General features: G+C 47.8%; 20 protein-coding genes and 1 tRNA gene. 16 read left to right on the top strand and 5 right to left on the bottom strand.

The window, feature by feature from the left end; translation table 11 throughout:
• The first annotated feature begins 60 nt into the window (after positions 1-60).
• A tRNA-Arg gene (locus WG943_RS12295) sits at positions 61-134 on the top strand.
• A 435-nt stretch (positions 135-569) separates the two neighbouring features.
• Here WG943_RS12295 and WG943_RS12290 read toward each other — a convergent pair.
• Positions 570-710: a hypothetical protein gene (locus WG943_RS12290; protein WP_340409359.1), complete on the bottom strand. Its 141-nt coding sequence runs from the start codon at positions 708-710 to the stop codon at positions 570-572.
• Positions 711-728: 18 nt separating this feature from the next.
• Between WG943_RS12290 and WG943_RS12285 the strand changes: the two genes are divergently transcribed.
• Positions 729-1199, top strand: a complete 471-nt coding sequence (locus tag WG943_RS12285) for a JAB domain-containing protein (protein WP_340409357.1) — start codon at positions 729-731, stop codon at positions 1197-1199.
• A gap of 38 nt (positions 1200-1237) precedes the next feature.
• On the opposite strand, the gene WG943_RS12280 is transcribed toward WG943_RS12285, so the two are convergent.
• The gene (locus WG943_RS12280) at positions 1238-1882 is read right to left on the bottom strand and encodes a hypothetical protein (RefSeq protein WP_340409355.1); all 645 of its coding nucleotides are present in this window, start codon (positions 1880-1882) and stop codon (positions 1238-1240) included.
• A gap of 283 nt (positions 1883-2165) precedes the next feature.
• Here WG943_RS12280 and WG943_RS12275 point away from each other — a divergent pair, with 283 nt between their 5' ends.
• The 10 genes from WG943_RS12275 (at position 2166) to WG943_RS12230 (ending at position 10130) form a co-directional block, all read left to right on the top strand.
• Entirely contained in the window at positions 2166-2807 is a 642-nt protein-coding gene (locus WG943_RS12275; protein ID WP_340409354.1) for a hypothetical protein, read from the top strand.
• Positions 2808-2952: 145 nt separating this feature from the next.
• Positions 2953-3537 (top strand): hypothetical protein, encoded by a 585-nt coding sequence (locus WG943_RS12270; protein WP_340409353.1) that lies wholly within the window; start codon positions 2953-2955, stop codon positions 3535-3537.
• Between the two features lie 92 nt (positions 3538-3629).
• Positions 3630-4163 (top strand): hypothetical protein, encoded by a 534-nt coding sequence (locus tag WG943_RS12265; RefSeq protein WP_340409351.1) that lies wholly within the window; start codon positions 3630-3632, stop codon positions 4161-4163.
• Positions 4150-5028: an agmatine deiminase family protein gene (locus WG943_RS12260; RefSeq protein ID WP_340409349.1), complete on the top strand. Its 879-nt coding sequence runs from the start codon at positions 4150-4152 to the stop codon at positions 5026-5028. Before WG943_RS12265 ends, WG943_RS12260 begins: the two co-directional genes overlap by 14 nt.
• Before the next feature lie 570 nt (positions 5029-5598).
• The gene (locus WG943_RS12255) at positions 5599-6573 is read left to right on the top strand and encodes a hypothetical protein (protein WP_340409347.1); all 975 of its coding nucleotides are present in this window, start codon (positions 5599-5601) and stop codon (positions 6571-6573) included.
• A gap of 92 nt (positions 6574-6665) precedes the next feature.
• Positions 6666-7001, top strand: coding sequence for a helix-turn-helix domain-containing protein (locus tag WG943_RS12250; RefSeq protein ID WP_340409346.1), 336 nt, complete (start codon positions 6666-6668; stop codon positions 6999-7001).
• 221 nt (positions 7002-7222) lie between these two features.
• Positions 7223-8146: a toprim domain-containing protein gene (locus tag WG943_RS12245; RefSeq protein ID WP_340409344.1), complete on the top strand. Its 924-nt coding sequence runs from the start codon at positions 7223-7225 to the stop codon at positions 8144-8146.
• Positions 8147-8288: 142 nt separating this feature from the next.
• A complete protein-coding gene (locus WG943_RS12240) occupies positions 8289-8681 on the top strand; it encodes a plasmid mobilization protein (protein WP_340409342.1) in 393 nt (130 codons plus the stop codon).
• On the top strand, positions 8656-9609 hold the full coding sequence (locus WG943_RS12235; protein ID WP_340409340.1) for a relaxase/mobilization nuclease domain-containing protein: 954 nt from the start codon (positions 8656-8658) through the stop codon (positions 9607-9609). The genes WG943_RS12240 and WG943_RS12235 overlap by 26 nt, the downstream gene beginning before the upstream one ends.
• Positions 9606-10130, top strand: coding sequence for a hypothetical protein (locus WG943_RS12230; RefSeq protein WP_340409339.1), 525 nt, complete (start codon positions 9606-9608; stop codon positions 10128-10130). Before WG943_RS12235 ends, WG943_RS12230 begins: the two co-directional genes overlap by 4 nt.
• 85 nt (positions 10131-10215) lie before the next feature.
• On the opposite strand, the gene WG943_RS12225 is transcribed toward WG943_RS12230, so the two are convergent.
• Positions 10216-10467: a hypothetical protein gene (locus tag WG943_RS12225; RefSeq protein WP_340409337.1), complete on the bottom strand. Its 252-nt coding sequence runs from the start codon at positions 10465-10467 to the stop codon at positions 10216-10218.
• Positions 10468-11413: 946 nt separating this feature from the next.
• On the opposite strand from WG943_RS12225, the gene WG943_RS12220 reads away from it, so the two are divergent.
• From WG943_RS12220 to WG943_RS12205, 4 genes are all read left to right on the top strand, one after another.
• The gene (locus tag WG943_RS12220) at positions 11414-11551 is read left to right on the top strand and encodes a hypothetical protein (protein WP_340409335.1); all 138 of its coding nucleotides are present in this window, start codon (positions 11414-11416) and stop codon (positions 11549-11551) included.
• A 93-nt stretch (positions 11552-11644) separates the two neighbouring features.
• Positions 11645-12604, top strand: a complete 960-nt coding sequence (locus tag WG943_RS12215; RefSeq protein ID WP_340409333.1) for a nucleotidyltransferase domain-containing protein — start codon at positions 11645-11647, stop codon at positions 12602-12604.
• Positions 12597-14732 (top strand): ThiF family adenylyltransferase, encoded by a 2136-nt coding sequence (locus WG943_RS12210; protein ID WP_340409331.1) that lies wholly within the window; start codon positions 12597-12599, stop codon positions 14730-14732. The genes WG943_RS12215 and WG943_RS12210 overlap by 8 nt, the downstream gene beginning before the upstream one ends.
• Positions 14733-14771: 39 nt before the next feature.
• Positions 14772-15578, top strand: a complete 807-nt coding sequence (locus tag WG943_RS12205) for an NARF domain-containing protein (protein WP_340409330.1) — start codon at positions 14772-14774, stop codon at positions 15576-15578.
• 133 nt (positions 15579-15711) lie between these two features.
• On the opposite strand, the gene WG943_RS12200 is transcribed toward WG943_RS12205, so the two are convergent.
• Together WG943_RS12200 and WG943_RS12195 are read right to left on the bottom strand one after the other, a co-directional pair.
• Entirely contained in the window at positions 15712-16977 is a 1266-nt protein-coding gene (locus WG943_RS12200) for a DUF1036 domain-containing protein (protein WP_340409329.1), read from the bottom strand.
• A gap of 384 nt (positions 16978-17361) precedes the next feature.
• A complete protein-coding gene (locus WG943_RS12195) occupies positions 17362-18714 on the bottom strand; it encodes an ATP-binding protein (RefSeq protein WP_340409328.1) in 1353 nt (450 codons plus the stop codon).
• Positions 18715-18782 lie beyond the last annotated feature (68 nt).

Genomic DNA, 18782 nt, shown 5'->3' with positions numbered 1-18782 from the left:
AATAAAGGGCTTGCGTATAATCAAAAAACGCCGTTACTTTGCATCACAATAACGGAAAATGGTCACGTAGCTCAACTGGATAGAGCATCTGACTACGAATCAGAAGGTTAGGGGTTCGACTCCCTTCGCGACCACTTTAAAATCAGCCACTTACGAGTAAAATCGCTAAGTGGCTTTTTTTATGTGCACACAATTTGCACACCAGTTGCCTAATTCAATATCTCTATTTTTGCTATTTCATCGAAATAAAAAAATTTAAAATATTTCGTCTCGGCTAGTCTTCCTGATAGATTGTATTCCAAACAAATCTGACTTTTGATCATCTAATTCTCTACCTGTCATCCCTAATTGGGTTAGACTGTGCGGCTGAACAGTTAAGTGAAAGCTGCAGGAGATAATCAAACGACATACACTCATACTCCCCTTCTAACTTACCTATAGTTCAATAAAAGCATCCTTAACCATCCCCTGCATCATTAACAAATCTTAATATATAATGGTACACCAGCATACATACCGTTTAATACACTTCAAAGCAAAAGTCCAGGGTCATTCATTTCGGCGCAAAGTTAGCCTGCCGCCCGGATACGGGACAAGGTAGTCCTGAAAAAATGGGCATCCCAGCGGGAGCCCTCCGCATTTTTACAGGCTCCACCTATGCCCTTAATCCGTCCGCCAGGCAGGTAGGGCACCATAATCAATTTCCTCACACTAAAAGACCTGAGATTATGGAAAAGACAACTAAATCCCCAGCCATCCACCGCGTAGCCGAAGTAAAGCTCACCTACCGCAACCGCGTCAAGCCCTCTGAAAGACCGCAGGTCACTTGTTCAACAGACTCTTACAAGGTGATGAAGGAAAGCTGGGATACCGGCAAAATAGAGTTAGTAGAGCAGTTCAAGGTGCTCCTTTTAAACCGCGCCAACCGCGTGCTGGGCATCTTCGAAGTATCCACAGGTGGCGTAGCCGGAACGGTAGCAGACCCAAAGCTTATTTTCGTGGCCGCGTTGAAGGCTTGTGCTTCAGGTATCATCCTCTGCCACAATCACCCCTCCGGCAACCTCAAGCCCAGCGCGGCGGACCTGCAACTGACACAGAAGATGAAAAAGGGAGCCGAGCTGCTGGACATGGTGCTACTGGACCACCTGATCCTGACGAGCGAAACATATTACTCCATGGCAGACGAGGGGCTTTTATAGCCTCATTTTTGTTCAATTAAAATAGTTGAAATAGCTCCCTACTTATTAGAGAGTCCAAACGTTCTGTCCAAATAGTCATCCATCTTTTTTCCAACGCCAAGTTTCCGTTTTAGCTCGTGCTCCTCAAGTTCAAAGAAATCCATAAATCCTACCTCATACTCTTCCTTAGCTTTATCCTTCCTGAAACGCCAATAGGTATTATAGGAGCCTGGCCTCAGCCAGAGCTTTACTACCTGCGTCTCTTCATCGAAATAATGGTTAATCTCCTCCACAAAGAAGTGGGAAGCACGCATGTAAGCTGAGAAGAAGGGGACAGAGACTTCCTCCCCCACTCGTGGCACAACCGGTAGCTGGTCGGCCTCCAAACTCATAAACTTGCCTTTCCTCCAGCCCCTGATCAGAAACTCGTACCGAACTTTAGTGAAGGAGAATACAGGCCTTGCCTCATAATCCAGTACAAGGTCATGGTATATCTCCTCCACGTATTTCCTGATTTTGCCGTACTGCAGCCCCGTGGCAGCAGACAAGTCCTTCAAGGAGGGCATTGGCGCCTCGTCGTCGTAGAATAGGTCCCTTGCCAGTATGTCCTTTAGCAGAACACTATAGGCTTTCCCATTCACTGTAAGTCTGATCGCCTTGCTCCTCATCGAGCTGATATCCATCAGCATATCTTTGGTTGACATACTATCCTCTTTCATCTAGTTACTGAATAAGATTTTCAATTGTACATGTAATGGTTGTATACTTATAAGTCCATAATGACGAATGCAGATTCTCAATAAATTGTAAAATGAAAGAAATGCAATACATTAGCTGATAAGTATATAGTCATTGCCTTTAGTAAAGAGAGCGGAAGTAGCATCGGAAAAAGCATTTTAAATTCCGCTTGCAAGCATTGCCTATTGCAATTGTTGCGGCTTGTATATGTAAGGCCGCATTGCAAACTGAAGCAGTAACCTAGGAAGAATGATACAGTCACCGGAAGAAGTAAGACAAGCCATCTCGAAATGTTTTGCGTTGGTCACAAGTGAATGCAGGCTAATTCTAGCCTCAGAACTGCATTACCAGGCGATGCTTTACCATCATCTCAGGCAAACAGGGGGAATACCCTTCAATCAACTTGGGATGAATGTTAAAACAACCATTCCAGGCGTGCAAAATCCTTTTTTGCTTCAGAAGTCCCTTACGCGAAATACAAACTATCAAAATGCAGATATCGAGATCATTCCCGATATCACAGTCTTCACTCGCGAGATTGACCACGACTGGCGAAGACGGAACTTTGCGAATACCTTGAAAGAAACTCTGTACTCCCTGGAGGTGAAAGCGTCTGAGCGGCACAGGGGACGGCTGCGGCAAAAGGAAATTGAGACAGACATCCGGAAGCTAGTGGCGCAGCGGGCTGAGACTGAAAGAATTTATAACAGGCGAATAGGGGTTGGCATGTTCATCGTTGATGTTGCCCCGGACCCAGGTGAAAGAATGAAAGAAGTGACGTTAAAGTACCTGATTGAGTCTGCCAGGCAGCAGGACGTTGGCTTCTGGTATTTTAACCAGGAGACGCAGATAGAGGTATTAGCAAAGGCAACTCAGATAACAGGTTTATAAGCCTGTCCGAATCCGACATTACCCTATGCTACTTTACAGGCATGTTAAACAGATAGATCCACTCGTACACCCAAAAGGGCGGTTGTAAAAACAAAACAGCTGTCATCACTAAAAGAATACATCCACTCTTACCCGAAACACTCAAATGAGGAACCTGCTGATACTCCACAAAACTCAGGAAACAGACTTACAGCGCTTCATCGACTTCTGGTCAAGGCTTTATCGCTATCCTCTGGAAAGATTGTATAACAACACCATTACCAAGAGCCAGTTTGACCCCGATGACATTCAGTCCCTTTTCAAATGGAAGAACGGAATGGATCTTAGTTCAAGAAAGCAACAATCACTGGACACGAAGATAAAGTCCCAACTCAAGGTCATTAACCAAATGAAGCTGCAGGCCGTTCTTGATGTGGAGTGTTTTCTGGCCGAATTCAGTGGCCTTACCGCTGTTTGGAAGATCTTCCTGCTCCATATCATAAAGCCATTGCGGTACCCAATCTATGACCAGCACATCAACAGGGCCTATAACTTTGTGCATGACCTGGAGTACCGTCACATATCGGCAAGCGGCATGACCTGCAGAACAAAGGAGGATTTTTACTTCAACACCTATCTTCCTTTCATACGAAATCAGGGTAGTATCAACCTGAAAAAGCTGGATGAGGCGTTCTTCGCGCTAGGGCGGTTTCTGGCAACAAGCAATAACGCGCTCCTGCTGGAGAAATAGAATCTTTTGGGCACCGGGAGTAACTTTTATAGGTAGGTGGCGCATTGGATTGCCATACAGAACGTAATTTATCAGTTAAACATATATTAAACATGAACCAGGAAGAGTTCCTACTGCAGCACCTGACAGAGGGGAAGAAGTACAAGCAGATCTGTGACGAAAATGACAGCATCACCTTAACTGAACTCCGGGAGTGGTGGGAAACCGGCCAGGAGCTGAGGGCGCAAATCAAAAGATCCAACATGCTGTTCGACAGCAGGAAAGGCAAGGAGGAGTTCGCTGCGTTTCAGAAAGCGAGAAAGAGGGCATTCTTTGAATGGTTCAGGAAGCAGCCGAGGCATTGCGCTTATTGCGGTATAGAAGAAAATAAGCTTCAGAAACTGTTCGACCATTCAACAGGTTCTCTTTCAACGAAGAGAAGACGCGGCAGGTCCCTGGAGCTGGAGCGGAGGGACTCAAAGACAAACGAATACTCCGTCGAAAACTGCGTACTGGCATGTTACTTCTGCAACAACCACAAAAGCGATGTGATCACGGAGGATGAGCACAAGCTTTACTTCGCCCCACAGATCAGGAAGTACCTGGAGGACAAATATACCCAACTGCAGACAGATGATAATAGATAGGGAAACGGACTTCGTTTTCTTCTCCGGGCTCCTGGCGTCAGATGCACGCTATACAGCTACCTATGATAAGGTTCGTAAGGTGTTGGACAGGCACCAGGTCCGGCACGGGCTGCTGAAAGGAACAAAGGATATCTGGTGCAGGGACTACATGCCCATCCAAAAAGGGATTGCAGAATTTATCCAGTTCAGGTACGAGCCCTCCTACCTGGCCGATGATGCAGCCTGGCAGACCGACCCGGTAGCCGCGCTGGAGCTCAATCAATTGCAGGCGACGTACTCCAATATCAACCTGGATGGCGGAAACGTGGTGAGATGGCGGGACAGGGTTATCATCACCGACAGGGTCTTCCCGGAGAATCCGGCATATACAAACAAGTCACTACTGATTGACGAACTCGAAAAGCTGTTGGAGGCAGAAGTCATTGTGATTCCCCAGATCAGATCCGACATGACAGGCCACGCGGACGGGCTGGTGCGGTTCTATGACCGGACAACGCTGGTTGGCAACTGCCTTGAAGCGGAGTATGGTTACTGGAAGGAAGGAATGAGGAAAGTTTTAAAGGATTACAGCCTTGACTATATAAACCTGCCGTTCCTGGATATTAAGGTAAAAGGGTTCCCCGAATCCGCCGTTGGGTGCTACGTGAATTACCTGGAGGTGGGTGACTTGATCATAGCACCAGTGTTTGAAGTAGAAGGGAACAAAGACGAGGAGGTTTTGAACCTTCTAAGCGAAACTTTCTCAGACAGGGTAGTTGAGCCTGTCAATATAAACGAGGTAGCCAGGCACGGCGGACTGCTGAACTGTATAAGCTGGAACGTGAAGAGAACCGCACGCCTAAATTCGTCCGCACTAAACCTGTAGAGTTAACGTGCTTTGCGTTAGGAACATGCATTGATAGGAGGATTCAGGAGTTCAGATAAACCCAATGACCCTTTACTGTGATGGTGCTAATCGTTTCCCTAAGATATGCTGACATTTTTGATGAACCTGCACCAGATGTAGCGTTTCTTCATGGTACCATCCCTTCAAGTACAACAATTGCGATTATCTCTTTTATAAACGCACAATTCTATTTAAATAAGTACGATCAAACTACCTAGTTTAATATGCTTGGATTCAGGAAGGAGCTCCTCTTCTGATCAGCCTTTCCCCCAATCCGATTATCCATGCGGGTTGACTAAGGTAAACCTCCAAGCACAGGAGGCCTGCACCTTTAGTATATTAAAACTGTGGATCAGTTAGACCTACGTGTATGATTATTGCTATATACTAATCTGATAATTCTCGTATAACCTGGTACTGCCTCCAAGGAATACATCATATGCATGTGCCCCTGGTATCGGCGACGCCTCGCTTAAGCATTTCAGAGGCTACACAATGTCTCCCCATCAGGGAGGTCCACAAAAGGGAACCCAAGACGCCTGACGCGCTATGAAACACCTCAAGAAGTTTTTGACCCGCCTGCAGACCTTTAAGCTCCGGGTGCTCCAGAGGAAAATCTTCAAACGGCCATTTGGAGCTGCCGAGGAAGTACCGGTTTATGACATCGCGCACGAGACAAAGTACTACGACGCCTTCACCTTTGAAAGCGAGCTCCGGCTACTCTCCGAGATGGCCAGCCTAGACCTGCTCCCCCTCCCCTCTAACCGACTTCGCCCCGTTGTGGACCAGATCAGGCAGGTGGAGCAACGCTTCCGGCAATTCTGGGTCAACTACCACGCACACTACGACGGCTACGGTATGAATTACTCTAACAGCTATATACTGCAGATCAGGCTCGACAAGCTCTTCCTCCTCCGGCACCTGCAACCTGATTCTTTAGGTGTCCTGGTTGAGGAAAAGTTCGTGGAAGACCTGGCTGAATCGGTGAAGTTGCGGGAAGCTTACCTGCAACAACTCAGTAAGCGCACTAGTACTCTGCTTGCTGTTGAAGAAGAACAATCCACAACTACCCCACTCCCCTCTCTGCTCCAAACCACCCCCGCACCGGTCAAGAGTGTACCGCGTTTTGTGGAGGGAATGGCCGAAGAGTTCTACCATATACTCAAAGGCTACTTCACCCCGGAAGACCAGCAGCAGCTCCTGCCCCTTCTGCAAAAGAACCAACCGCCTGCCGCTCCCCTCGTTTTCCACGGGAACGGCAACCAACTGGCTGACGCCTTCAAGCAGCTCTACGAGGCCAACCTCATTGTGGGCTGCCTGAAGTCAGACCTAGAGGAATGGATCTCCGGCCACTTTGCCTATGTGTTCCGCAGGCAGCAGCGCACCCTGCCTCCCGGCTACCTGGCCGCCATCATCTCCTCCAACGCCAGGCCCTGCCAGTCACCCATCCTCGACGTGCGGAAGCAGCCCGGCGGCGCATACTCTGTTTACCCGGTGCTGCGCACGCAAAAGAACTATAACTAGCAGTAGGAAACAGGCAGGATGCTGTCCTGCCTTCTTGCAACCCTGAAAACAAACCCGCTACCATTGCAGTGTAAACCAAACCAACCACTGCCATGGAAAACTTCACCTTCGAGCAAATGCCCCAGGCCATGCGCCTGCTGCACGAGAAAATGGACCGCCTGGAAATGCTGTTCACCGAGCAGCGTGCACCGCAGGACACGGAAACGATCTTCAACGTCACGCAGGCCGCTGCCTTTCTCCACCTGTCCGTCTCCACCCTCTACGTAAAGGTCTGCCGCCGGGAAGTTCCTTATAATAAGCAAGGCAAACGGCTTTACTTCTATAAAAGTGAGCTGGATGAGTGGGTGCGCAAGGGACGGAAAAAGACTGTCTCTGAACTACAGGAAGAGGCTGGGCAACAAATGCAGCGTGTAAGCAGAAAAGCCTGACGCGCTATCCACACCTACCGGAATACTGTAATCCACCGGCACCGGGTCACTATACTGCAAAGCAGGGGGAGCAAAAGGTCACAGCTACAGGTACCGCCAGGACGTTGCTTCCCCTGTTCTCCGGTACATTACCCCTCCACAATACTGCATAAGATCCTTCAGCGATTCCTTTCACAGGACCTGGCCAACTTGATTTCGAAATAATCTAAGCCAACCAAAAGATGAACATCGAGCAGATAAACAGCGCGCTTTCCATTACCGACTTGCTGGCGAGCCAGGGCATTCAGCCTGCGCGCAAAAGGGGCTCGGACTGGTGGTACATCTCCCCAATCCGCACCGCCGAGCGTACCCCTTCCTTCAAGGTCAACACGCGCCTCAACCGCTGGTATGACCACGGGACCGGAGAGGGCGGCAAGGTCTTCGACCTGGCCCTGCGCCTGCATCGGACCGCCACGATCCGGGAAGTCATCCAGCTCCTTTCCAGGCAGTCCTTCCTTGCTACGCCCACGCCTGTCCTTACCGCCTGTTCAGCTGAGAATAACCTACCTCCTAAGCAGGAGCCGGAAAAGGACAGCGACGCCCATCGCCTCCGGGTGCTTGCCTCCAGCCCCCTGGAAGAGAAAAGCCGGATGGCAGTTTACCTGCGCCAGCGCGGCGTCAGCCTACGGACAGCGGCCCCTTACTGCCGGGAGGTGGATTTCTCCATCAATGCGAGGCAACATTCCGCCATCGGATTTGAAAACCGTTCGGGCGGCTATGAGCTGCGCAACGCCTGGTTCAAGGGCTCCTCCTCCCCCAAGGACATCACTTACATCGACCGCGGCACTAACACCGTCTGCCTGCTGGAGGGGTTCATGGATTTCCTGTCCCTCCTGGAGCTCTGGCCTCACCTGAAGGAAAGCGCCAGCTTTCTGGTCCTCAACTCCCTTACCCAGTTGGGCAAGGGGTTGGAGGTGCTCGGGCGGCACAGGCAGGTGCTGCTGTTCCTGGACCATGACCCGCCCGGCCGGAAGGTGACCGAGCGACTCCTCCGCTCGGAGCTAAATTGCCAGGACGTCTCCGCCCTCTACCGCGGCCACAAGGACGTGAACGCGTACCTGGTGGCGGGGCAGCGGCAGGCAAAGCGCCACCGGCTAAGCCTGTGAGAGCGCCGCCGGGGAACGCTCGTAGATGCAGGGAGCAAGTTTGTGTTTTTGTCATACAAAAACCTCTTCCGGCCCTAGGCCTCCCCAGCCGCTCCCGGTGGTCGCAGCAGGATTTCTTATCCACTTCTAAACAGAACAGCACATGGAAACAGCGCAAATGCAGCGGCAAAGCGAGGGTAAAAAGAAGGGCGGCCGCCCCGCCAAACGGGTGAAGCGGAACTGCACTCTTGTGGTGCGGGTAACCGAAACCGAGAGGCTGCTCGTCGCGGGCAAGGCCAGGGAGGCGAGGCTGAGCCTCTCGGCTTGGTTTAGGGCGGCGGCCAAAAAAGCGGTGGTGACGGCGCGTCTCCGCCCTAAGGAGCTGGCCACGCTGCGCATGCTCTCAGGTATGGCCAACAACCTCAACCAGCTGGCCCGGCTGGCCCACCGCGAGGGCCTGCTTTCGGTGCAGGGCAAGTGCCGCCAGGCACTCGACGAGATCAACCGCACGCTTCACCTACTGGGCAGAGATGATCGGAAAAGTGATGACCGGTAAGAGCTTTTCGGGCTGCGTGCGCTATGTGGTGCAGAAGCCTGAGTCCGTGGTACTGGATGCGGACGGTATCCGCTCGGACACCGTCTCCTCGATGGTCGCGGACTTTAACCTGCAGCGTAGGTTGAACCCTGAACTAGAGAAGGCCGTGGGGCACATCGCCCTGAGCTGGAGCGTTCATGACAAGGCAAAGCTCTGTGAGCAAATCATGGTGGAGCGGGCAAAGGAGTACCTGGAAAAGATGCAGATCAGGGATACGCAGCACCTGATCGTAATGCACAGGGACAAAGAGCACCCGCATGTGCACATCGTCTACAACCGGGTCAACTACGAGGGGAAAACAATAACAGATAAATTCCAGCACCGGCGCAACGCCAAGGTGTGCCGGGAGATGACTGAGCGTCACGGCTACTACCTGGCACCAGGCAAAGGGCAGGTGAATCGCCAGTGCCTGAAAGGGGCCGACAAAGCAAAGTATAAACTACATGATGCAATCAAGCAGGTAATGCCACAGGCTAAAAGCTGGGCGGAGCTGGAACATCTGCTTCACGGCAAAGGCATCACCATCGACTACAAGTATAAACGGGGAACAGAACAGGTGCAGGGCGTGAGCTTCCGCCAAGGAGAGCTCAGCTTCAAGGGTTCCGGCATCGACAGGAGCCTGAGCTACGGGGCTATCAGCAGACAGCTGGAGCAGAACCGGCAGCAAGAGCTGCAGCATTCGATTGCTGCCAAACGGCAAAAGGGCCTTACGCCTGCAGACACTTCCCCTGGAAGTATTTCTGGAGGCAAAAATCTTACTCGCCACGTCCCTATGGGCCCGTTGGAGAGCCTGCTGGCACCTACTACTGGGCAGGCAGCGGAGGCGGCTAACCTGAATGACTACAACTTTAAAAAGAAACGCAAAAAGAAAAGGAGAATTCGCTTATGAATACAGAGGAACTGGAAGAAAGACTTGCTGACGCAGAGCGCGTGCTGACCCTGCACGGAAAGCGGCTGGAAAAGCTGGAGGAGCGGGAAATACCAGCCCCGCCACAAATAGATGAGGCGCATGACTACGGTGCGCAGTTCGAAGAACTCAAAGCTCTTATCCAGCGGCACGATCTGGGCGTGCAGGCCCTGCAGATTTACGCCCAGATTGACTCTTTCCGTGATACCATCACCAAGCTGCCGAAGGTGCTGCCCGTCCGGCACCATCACCATTTCGAGGACAGGTCACGGGGATTTGTGATCGGGAGCATCGTATGCTTGTTGGCTGCTGCCATTTCCGTAGGCCTGTGCCTGAGCCTGTACCGCGAGAACAGTAGGTTGCGGGAAAATGACATTAAGAACAGAATGATTAGGCAAACTTACCCGGATGCTGGTCATTGGGTAGATTCCGTTTATTACCTTAACCCGGAGGAGGCAGAAAGAAGAGTCAGACAACTAGAGTCCAAAGGTCCTGATCTGTAAATGCAGTAAGCGTTAAGTATGTTCCTGTATAAAGTATAAAAGTGGCTTAGCACGGGCTACTTTTATACTTTATCAGCTATTACAGCTAGGAGTTCTGCTGCTGTATTAGAATTTCGATCTTCTCCCGTTCGCTTGCCAGTAAGCGCTCGTAAAGCTTTTTATTTTCATCCATTACCTCAATCAATTTATCCAAAGGATTGAAGGTACACTGATTGAAACTACTACCAGCAGAAGCATGTCCCTGCATATGCTGGATGTTAAACACGTCCCCATCTTCGCTAAAATTTTTAATAGCTTCTGCTGTTACATCAAGAGCACTAGCAATTTTATTCAGCATCGTATCGTCCACATCCTCCTCCTGCTCAATTCACGAAATGTTCTGCTGGGTGGTGCCCAGTTCATTGGCCAATGCGGATTGCTTCACTCCCAATGCGGTCCGCATTCTTCGCACGTGGTCGCCCAGGTGGATTGGTCGTTTTCTTTCTGCTGTTTCCATACAATAATATACTAAAAAATTAGCTCTTGAGCAAGAGCACTTAGCTATGTATACAACAATAGAATAGTTGTTTTATACACCAAACGCTGTGAAAGCATTTCTATTTAGTTGGATCATAAGTGTATGGTATTTCCTGTTTAAAAGCAGATAGCCTTATAAAAATGAGGCAATACACGAGTTTACTTTACAACCAGTCATTTTGAAACAATGCTTGTTTGGCAAATTTAAGAAAATACCTAAGTTTTCAAGTATATACTATAAGACTACCTTGAAACAAAAAAAGGCTCTGTTACTAAAAATGACCGCGTATTAGCAATACTACAATCACACTATCATAAAGCAAATGTCTCCCAGCCAAACCGAGCGCTGGTGCAACTTTCTATTAACTTCCTACAGTAGCATGAGCAAGTTAAAATTTCACTTTATATTAAGGAGGAGCTTCTGATGCCCTGACAGCACCTACTGCCAAAATTACCTAGATATGAGAAAGAAAAAATATGTCAGAAGCTGACAAAAAGGCAAAGTAGTATTTAAGCAACTTAAGTATATTAAATATTTAATAATAACTATAAATATTTATACAAATATAAAACCACCATCTATTTTGGCGATAAAGTTGACGTAACTAGCTCGATCGGTAGGTACGTAAAGCATACCGAAAGGTTGTCATAAAAAGTATTACCGTACAGTTTTCCGAGTGCAAAGGTAATAATCTTTTTAAATCTGCAAATGCTTTCGGCAGGAATTCAACTCACCTGCTTTGTTGAGATGAGGTAAACTTTTAGCCATGAGTAAAGAAACAAGCAAAAAAGCTGCTTCTGCTGCATCAAAAGTTTTGAGAGACGGGCGCACTAGTGCGGCAAGCAAGACAGCTGCGGGAAGCGCTCTTTCTCAAAGAGAAAGCAAGGGCGGTAAGAAGAAATAGAAAGCGGCACTAGTACGCTTTTGAGAATGTAAGGATGACTGAACAAATAAACTCAGTCATCCTTAATCTTTCAATATCTTTATAAATTATTTCATGTCAACATACAAGAACAACCACCTTCAGTTCGTGCTCGACACGCACAACATTAACAGAGAAGAGGAGAAAGACCTCCTGGATAAATATAAAACAAAAAGAGACAAAGTTAAAGATGCTCTTTGTGAAGAGTACGGTAGTGATATAGTAAAGATCATCAATTCCGGGTCCTACAGTAAGTTTACAGCTATCAACACTAAGTTTGACCTGGACCTGTGTGTGCATTTCAAAAGAGAGAAGTTTAAAACCCTCAAAGAGATGCACGATACAATATATGAGTTCCTAAAGAAAGAGTACAAGAAAACCGACGATGACCTAGTAAAGGTCAGAAAGCAAAAAGTATCGGTTGGGTTGAAGTTTAACGTAGATGGGGATGATGTGCTTTTTGATGTCACACCTGGGCGTAAGTTGGCTTCAGACTCCAATTCTGATGAAAATGACATAAAACTCTATTTGAACATAGAGGATGACCCAACTTCCAAAAAAACGAACATTCATAAGCAACTGGAAAAAATTAGTGGAAGGGCTAATGAAAGGGAGACTATAAAATTAATCAAGGTGTGGAAGTTCAACCATGACCATGACTTAAAATCCTTCCTGGTGGAGCTGTTGACCATGGAAGCTTTCGATCAGGCGGAAGATGTGCCAAGAGGGCTATGGGCCAGGCTAAAAATGTCCTTAGAGTTTATAAGGGACAATATCAAAACAATCTCGCTTAAGGATCCTGGTAACAGCAACAATAATGTGGCAGATAGCTTAACTTCAGAGAGAAAAGATGAGCTGCACGAAGAGATTGAGGAGATGCTAGAGAAGATCGAGAAGGACGAGAAGAAAATAGAATACTACTTCCCGGCCAACCCTAAATATCCTAAAGAGGAAGAAAAAAAGAGCGGTAATAACTCTCAATATGAGAGGAAAAGTGATGCTACTACAAAATTACCCCCTACATCTTATGCATAAAAGTGACATCGAATTCTATAATAGCTACTTTGATGGGCTGGAAAGATGTCGACTTGAACAAAGTTTTAAACTTCTTAATGAAGAGCCTTTTTACCACGGCCGTATCTGTATCGATACGGCCAAAGGCCCGTTAGACTTTGAAGTGCTTCTGCCTGAAGACTACCCTTTTGGCGAAGCACACTTTTATTGCAGAACGATTAATGGGTACAGCCATCAAAATCTTACTGCGACAGAGACACTTGGAGGAAGCGCTTGCCTTAATACCCCCTTTATAGACCACCTGCATACTAGGCTCTCCTTGGACGTTGATAAGCTGTATCAGTGGATAGAAGATTTTTACCTTAATGAAACCCATCAAGAGTATGAATACCCTGCCTTTAAAACACATGGTAAAGCTCATCTACTTTTCTCAGAGACGGCAAATGATCTAACACCAGGTAGGTTTAAAGAGAATTTGTTTGGGACCATGACCTATACGGTTCTTAACCAAAGGCTAGTATCTAACGGAAAAGCCAAAACTTACACTCTGCTGGCTCAACAGTTAGGAGGGAAGGAATCCTCTTGGTCTAGAACTTACAAAGGTGGGGATCTTTATCAGGGCGTTTGGGTATTTCTGGAAAAGGAGCCGGTTGTAAGGCACCGGTTGAAGATGGATTCTTGGGAGCAGCTTCAGGACTTGCTTCCATCGTCATTCTCTGACTTTTTCTTGGACTTCTGTAAAAAGAGTGCCAGGTATATGCTTGGCCCTGATGGGTTACGAGAGTACTTTCTTTTGACTTTGGGCTACGCAATTCCAACCTTAGACAATAAGCAAGAAGTCCATTGGGATCTTCTGTTGGTTCCAGTCAAAGATTTTAAGAGAACAGAGTTAAAGCGTCGTCCTAAGTATATCAAAAACCACGTAGGGCCCCTTCTCTGGGATGAGACGGCTAACAGTAGCTACCAAAGATTCTTTGGCCGTGGAATGCTCAGTAAGTCTTTGACATCAAGCAACATTTTGATAATAGGTGCGGGAGCTATTGGCAGTTCGTTGGCGGAACTGCTTGTGCGAGGAGGCGTGACAAAACTAACCTTATCTGATAGTGATACAGTTGAACCTGGCAATGTTTGCAGAAGTAGATTAACCTTTAGACATACAAATCTGGCCAAAGTGCACAATTTGCGTTTGAGTTTACTGGATATTTCTCCCTTCGTCGATATAGAGACAATCGCAGCAATACAGCCGACTAGCCCCAAAGGAAGATATTACCAAAACTTAGCATCTGTCTTGAACCAGTTTGACTTGATATTCGATTGCACTGCCGATAACCAGGTGCTTCAAATGCTGTCCTACGGAAGTGTTATTTCTCCTATCGTTAGTCTTTCCACTACAAATAAGGCAAGGCAACTACTGTGCTTATCCTCATGGGATAGTCCACGGCTCATTGAGATGAAGTCTAGACTACTAAAATGGCTTAAAGCAGACCATTATCCAACATTTAAGCCTGGTACTGGATGTTGGCACTTTACATTCGAGGCTAGCTATCCTGAAATTAACTCGCTGCTTAATAAAGCACTAGATAATATCAACAAGTCAACTTTGGACAGACAAAAACCTGAAACATTTATCCTGTCTGCCGAAACTAATTCATCTATCCGCAAGTTGTCTTTCATAAAATATAAGCAGCAGAAGCTTGGGCTTAAACTTAAGGTATCTTCAGCCACTATAGAAACAATTCTGGCGAATTCTGATTCCTTCTTTCCAAACGAATATGGAGGACTTTTGATGGGCTCCTACTCAGATGATCTTTCGGAGGCATTAGTGGTTGATGTAATTTTACCTTCCAAATTTAAGAGTTCCCCCACATCTTTTGTCCCTGATACAGATGAGCTTAATCAGAAGCTGCATAAGTATGGGAAAGAGCATAATCTAGAGATCGAATATCTGGGTGAGTGGCACTCCCACCCTAATGGCAGCGGTCAATTCTCACCTAAGGATTTTGCTTCTTTGAAGAAAATAGCAGAGGCTGAAAGTGTGGCTGTTGCCAATCCTCTTTTACTAATCGTATCAGGGTCCAAAGGAAAGATGCAGCTTAACTTTTATGTATTTGGCAATAAAAAATTATATAAATTTTCACCTTACAACTAATATTGCTTCAGGCACTTCAGGTATTAAATTAAAGATAAAATGAAAAATTTAGCCTTTTCTGTGATTATTTCCATATTGTGTTTTTCTACCTATGCTAAAGAACCTAATACTTCCATTGAGAACCGCGTTCAACAGTTAGAAACTTACAACCAGGACATAATTCAAAAGAAAGTGGATAACCTGGAGAAAGAAGTACACCTGAAGCTACAGGAGAAGCAACAAGAGATTGATGTACAGCTGACAGAAAAAAAGAATGAGATTGACGACAAGCTTACGCTCCTAAACACGATAGCCATAATTGGCGGTCTCTTGTTAACTCTCGGAGTAGGAGGCTTAATTTACCAGTTCTTTTGGGGCATGAAAAAGCTTGCTGAAAAGACCCTAAGGGAAAAACTTCAGACATACCTGTTCGAAAACACGCAATCAATGATGGAATTGGTAAACAATCATAGAATAGAAAGCAAGGTTAAGAAAGAGAAGCTCGTAAGGGTCGTTAGTGGATCTGATGATGAAACTGAGCTTATGAGAACTTTACTCAAGCGAATGGGCTTCAAGAATGTCGAGTGCACCACCGTTAACATTTATATACCTTTTCCACCGTCTGATCTGCTTATATTCTGTAATATTAGAAAAAGCTTAGATACTACAACAATTGTGAGCTACCTCGAGGAAAGTAATGCAGATGATGTGTTTGTCTACTATGGAGGAAGGCTAGACCTGCCACAAGATAAGTCTCACTTTAGCGAGAAGCTTAATTACGCAAATAGCAGGTTCACAGTTTATCACCAGATAATTAATACACTAATATTTAAAGATATTCTACAGGAGCAGACATTAGACGTGTAGATTATCTAACACAGAAGATGCTTAATCAGTCTATCTCTGGCGTTTGAGAGTCATGATCTATTGTCTGGATTACCTTGGGTTTCATGACAATCCAGACAATAAGAATAATTAGGAGATTATTTCTACTACGCAGTTAGAACTTCTCTTCTTCCTCTACTACAGCCACCACTTCAATGGCAAAGTAAATGCCGTCTACATCGGCCGGGTTGTGCAGCCCCAGGTACACCTGCTTGCCCGGATGCTGTACAGGAACCACAGCTGATGTAAGGCTGGTCCGGGAGGCATCGGTCACACGCTTGAAGTTTGACTGCTTCTGCATGAAGATCTTCGCCTGAAGCTCATCCTCTATCAGGTACACGTTACAGATGTCGCCGCCGACAGGAGGTGTCAAGGCAGCCGTGGCCAGCTTCAGGAAGCCAGTCTGATCAATGAATATAGAGAGCTCTGATGCAAGCTGAAAAGTGTTCCGTACCGCCTCCACGTCCGCCTTGTTGCGGTAGGCGGTGAACTCATAGTACCAGCGCACCGTGTTCTCCGGGAGCGTCACAGGGATAAGGGTCCTGCTGTTGCCCGGGTTGTAGTAGCTCACCAGGTAACCCACCTGCGGCTCTAGCACCGTCACGGTCCTGTAGGTCATTTTCCTTAGAATCTCCTTTCCGTCATCTCCCCAACGACGCACGCTTCCCGCCAGTTGGCCTTCTTTGTAGATCGCCTCCTCTACCTTCTGCCCCTGCTCGTTATAGGTGATGCAAGTGCCCTGCCGCACGTCTGGCCGCTCGCTTACCAGCTTTCCGTCCCACTGCAGCACATTTGCCTTGGCATAATAGTCGCGTACCAATCCGCTTGGTACTCCCTTCTGATAAGTAATCTTTCGGATGAAAGCAGCATCTTGCACCTGCTTCACCTCTTCTTTATCACGGTCTAGGTAAAGCGTCCAGGCGCCATGTCTGATGCCGTTCTGGGTGCAGTTGGGCACCGGCAGGCGCAGCGTGTGCTGCCTTTTACCCTCCGGCACGTCCACCTTGACAAAGCCTGCTTTCTGCAGGCCCTTGCTTAGGGTAACAGGACTGTCTGTTGCCGCGTTGGCAATGGAGAAGGCCTCTGTCGGCTGAATGTGCAGGGCGTACTGCCCCTGGAAGAGCTGATCGCAGCCGGCTAGCCTGCCAAAGTAGTAGAACTGTCCGCCTGCGATGCCTTCCGGCAGCAGGGTGGCAGAGTCGTGGGGCGCGATGTTGATCCAGCCCTGCGTGTGCCAGCCTTTAAAGAGCCCCTTCTCGTGGTAATAGCCGATGGCAAGCGAGACGGCCTGGTCGGAAGGGTTAACGACCTTCAGCTGCGCAGCGGCAGGCCTGATTGTAAGCAGGCTGAGGGCAAGAAAGGTAAGTAAAAGTTTATGCATCTATTTTAGATTAGTTCACGGCGGCTGTTAGAGTTGACGCCGCTTGTGTTAATGATTGGATAGAAAGTGTATGGATAACTAAAGCACGTGCAGATGTGCGGGTTGCCCTTGACGCAGGTCATGCGGGCTGTGGTGTGGTTGTCATTTGTTTTCAATGGTCTGGGTGGCATTAGGGACGCAAAATACTATAATTTTATATTTGCTAGATATAATGTTGCTAATATTTATTTCACCGCATGGCTTCAGCCCCTTGTTGCCTATTGCAAAAAGGGCCAGCACATTAGTTGCGCCGGCCCTTTTTGTTCGTTTTTTTAAAGCAGCCGCTAGTCAGGCTATTAAAGCTACTGCCCAGTTTATCCGACATTTATCCGACATCTATGGCTTTTATCCGACATTCCGACCTTTGTAGACATAGACAGTCGATTTTTTCTCTCCTTCTTTGCTAAGAAGACCTTTATCCACCAGATCTGTTAAATCCCGCAGAGCCGTCCGGTCTGTTATGCTAAATTTTTCTTTGTACTTACTGTTCTGGATCCTCCCATCATTCTTCCAAAGCAGCAGCGCCTCTACCTGCCGCTCATTCAGCCCCATGCCCTTAAGCTGCTCTTCTGAATAAATATCTTTAAAAAGCGTGACGGAGACACCGCCGCCGATGGTCGTTATGTCAGGCTCCGGAAGCCCCAGACGTTGGCACTCCTCCATGATCTTCACGGTGCCCCTGCCCCAAGCCTCGATCAAGCCGCCCTTAAAGCAAGCATCAGCCAGTACAGGATTCCTAGGCAACGAAGGGTGCTTCCGCTTCAGGTCTTCCACAGAAAGATTGTCTGGTAGTGATCCTTCGTTCCAGACGATAAGACGGTCATTGTAGATACTGATCTGAACAGGAGCAGTGGTGTAAGTCCGGTGAACGATGGCGTTGAGCAGGATCTCTCGGAGTGCCTCATAAGGATACTCTGAGCTCTCAACCCGCTGCAGCCCCTGATAAGAAATTGGGGATGTGAAGTATTTTTTCTCCAATACCTCAAGGGTAAGGTCTGCCAGCTGAAAGGCGTTGCCTTCGACAACATCCTGGTAGAGCAGGTCTGCATCAGAACTACCAAACCTGCCGATCTTCACATAGGCATTCGGGAAAAAAGCCCTGGGATCCTTGGAAAAGAGCAGCAAGGCAGCCCGTTTCAACTCCCCACCTTTGGTTAACCGCAGGTTCTCTAACAATTCTTCAGAGCTGTCATCTGCCACAGAAGGTAAACGCTTGCTGCTGACAGCTCCGCGCTTGAAGGCAGCGATGCCCTCCTCCCCGATAGCCTTTAAAGTAGCATTTGGCTCCACCACATCATCCCACGTTCTGCCGGCCTTGCGCAGCAGGAAGTCATTAAGGGAAGCGCCGGTGAGCTCTTGTTTAGTGCTCCCGCTCCGGTAGTGGTACTTTCCTTGGTAAGAGATCGGCACATCGTAGGGCGGCACGACAATCTCGATGAAATGCCTCCCCGCCTTCTCATGAAGGTTCACATCGCATATAATGCCTAGGTGATTCTGTACCTTGTTGGGAATGTCTTCCATCAGCCTCCGGAAGTCAGCTACACCGACAACACGGCCATCGTCGTCCTTGCCAATGATGATCCTACCGCCCTTTGCGTTGGCAAACCCGCAGATCCACTTAAGATACTCGTCGCGCCAACTGGCTTTCCATTCTACGTTTTGACTTTCAGACATGAATGTATAATCAATGTTGAGCATCAAAAATAAGGTATCTGCGCGTCAATTTAAAAACGGGTGCAGCGATCCTAATAATATAGGAGACCCAA

The organism is Pontibacter sp. H249 (genome assembly GCF_037892465.1).
Taxonomy (GTDB): Bacteria; Bacteroidota; Bacteroidia; order Cytophagales; family Hymenobacteraceae; genus Pontibacter.
This window is presented reverse-complemented; position numbering and strand designations above follow the sequence as displayed.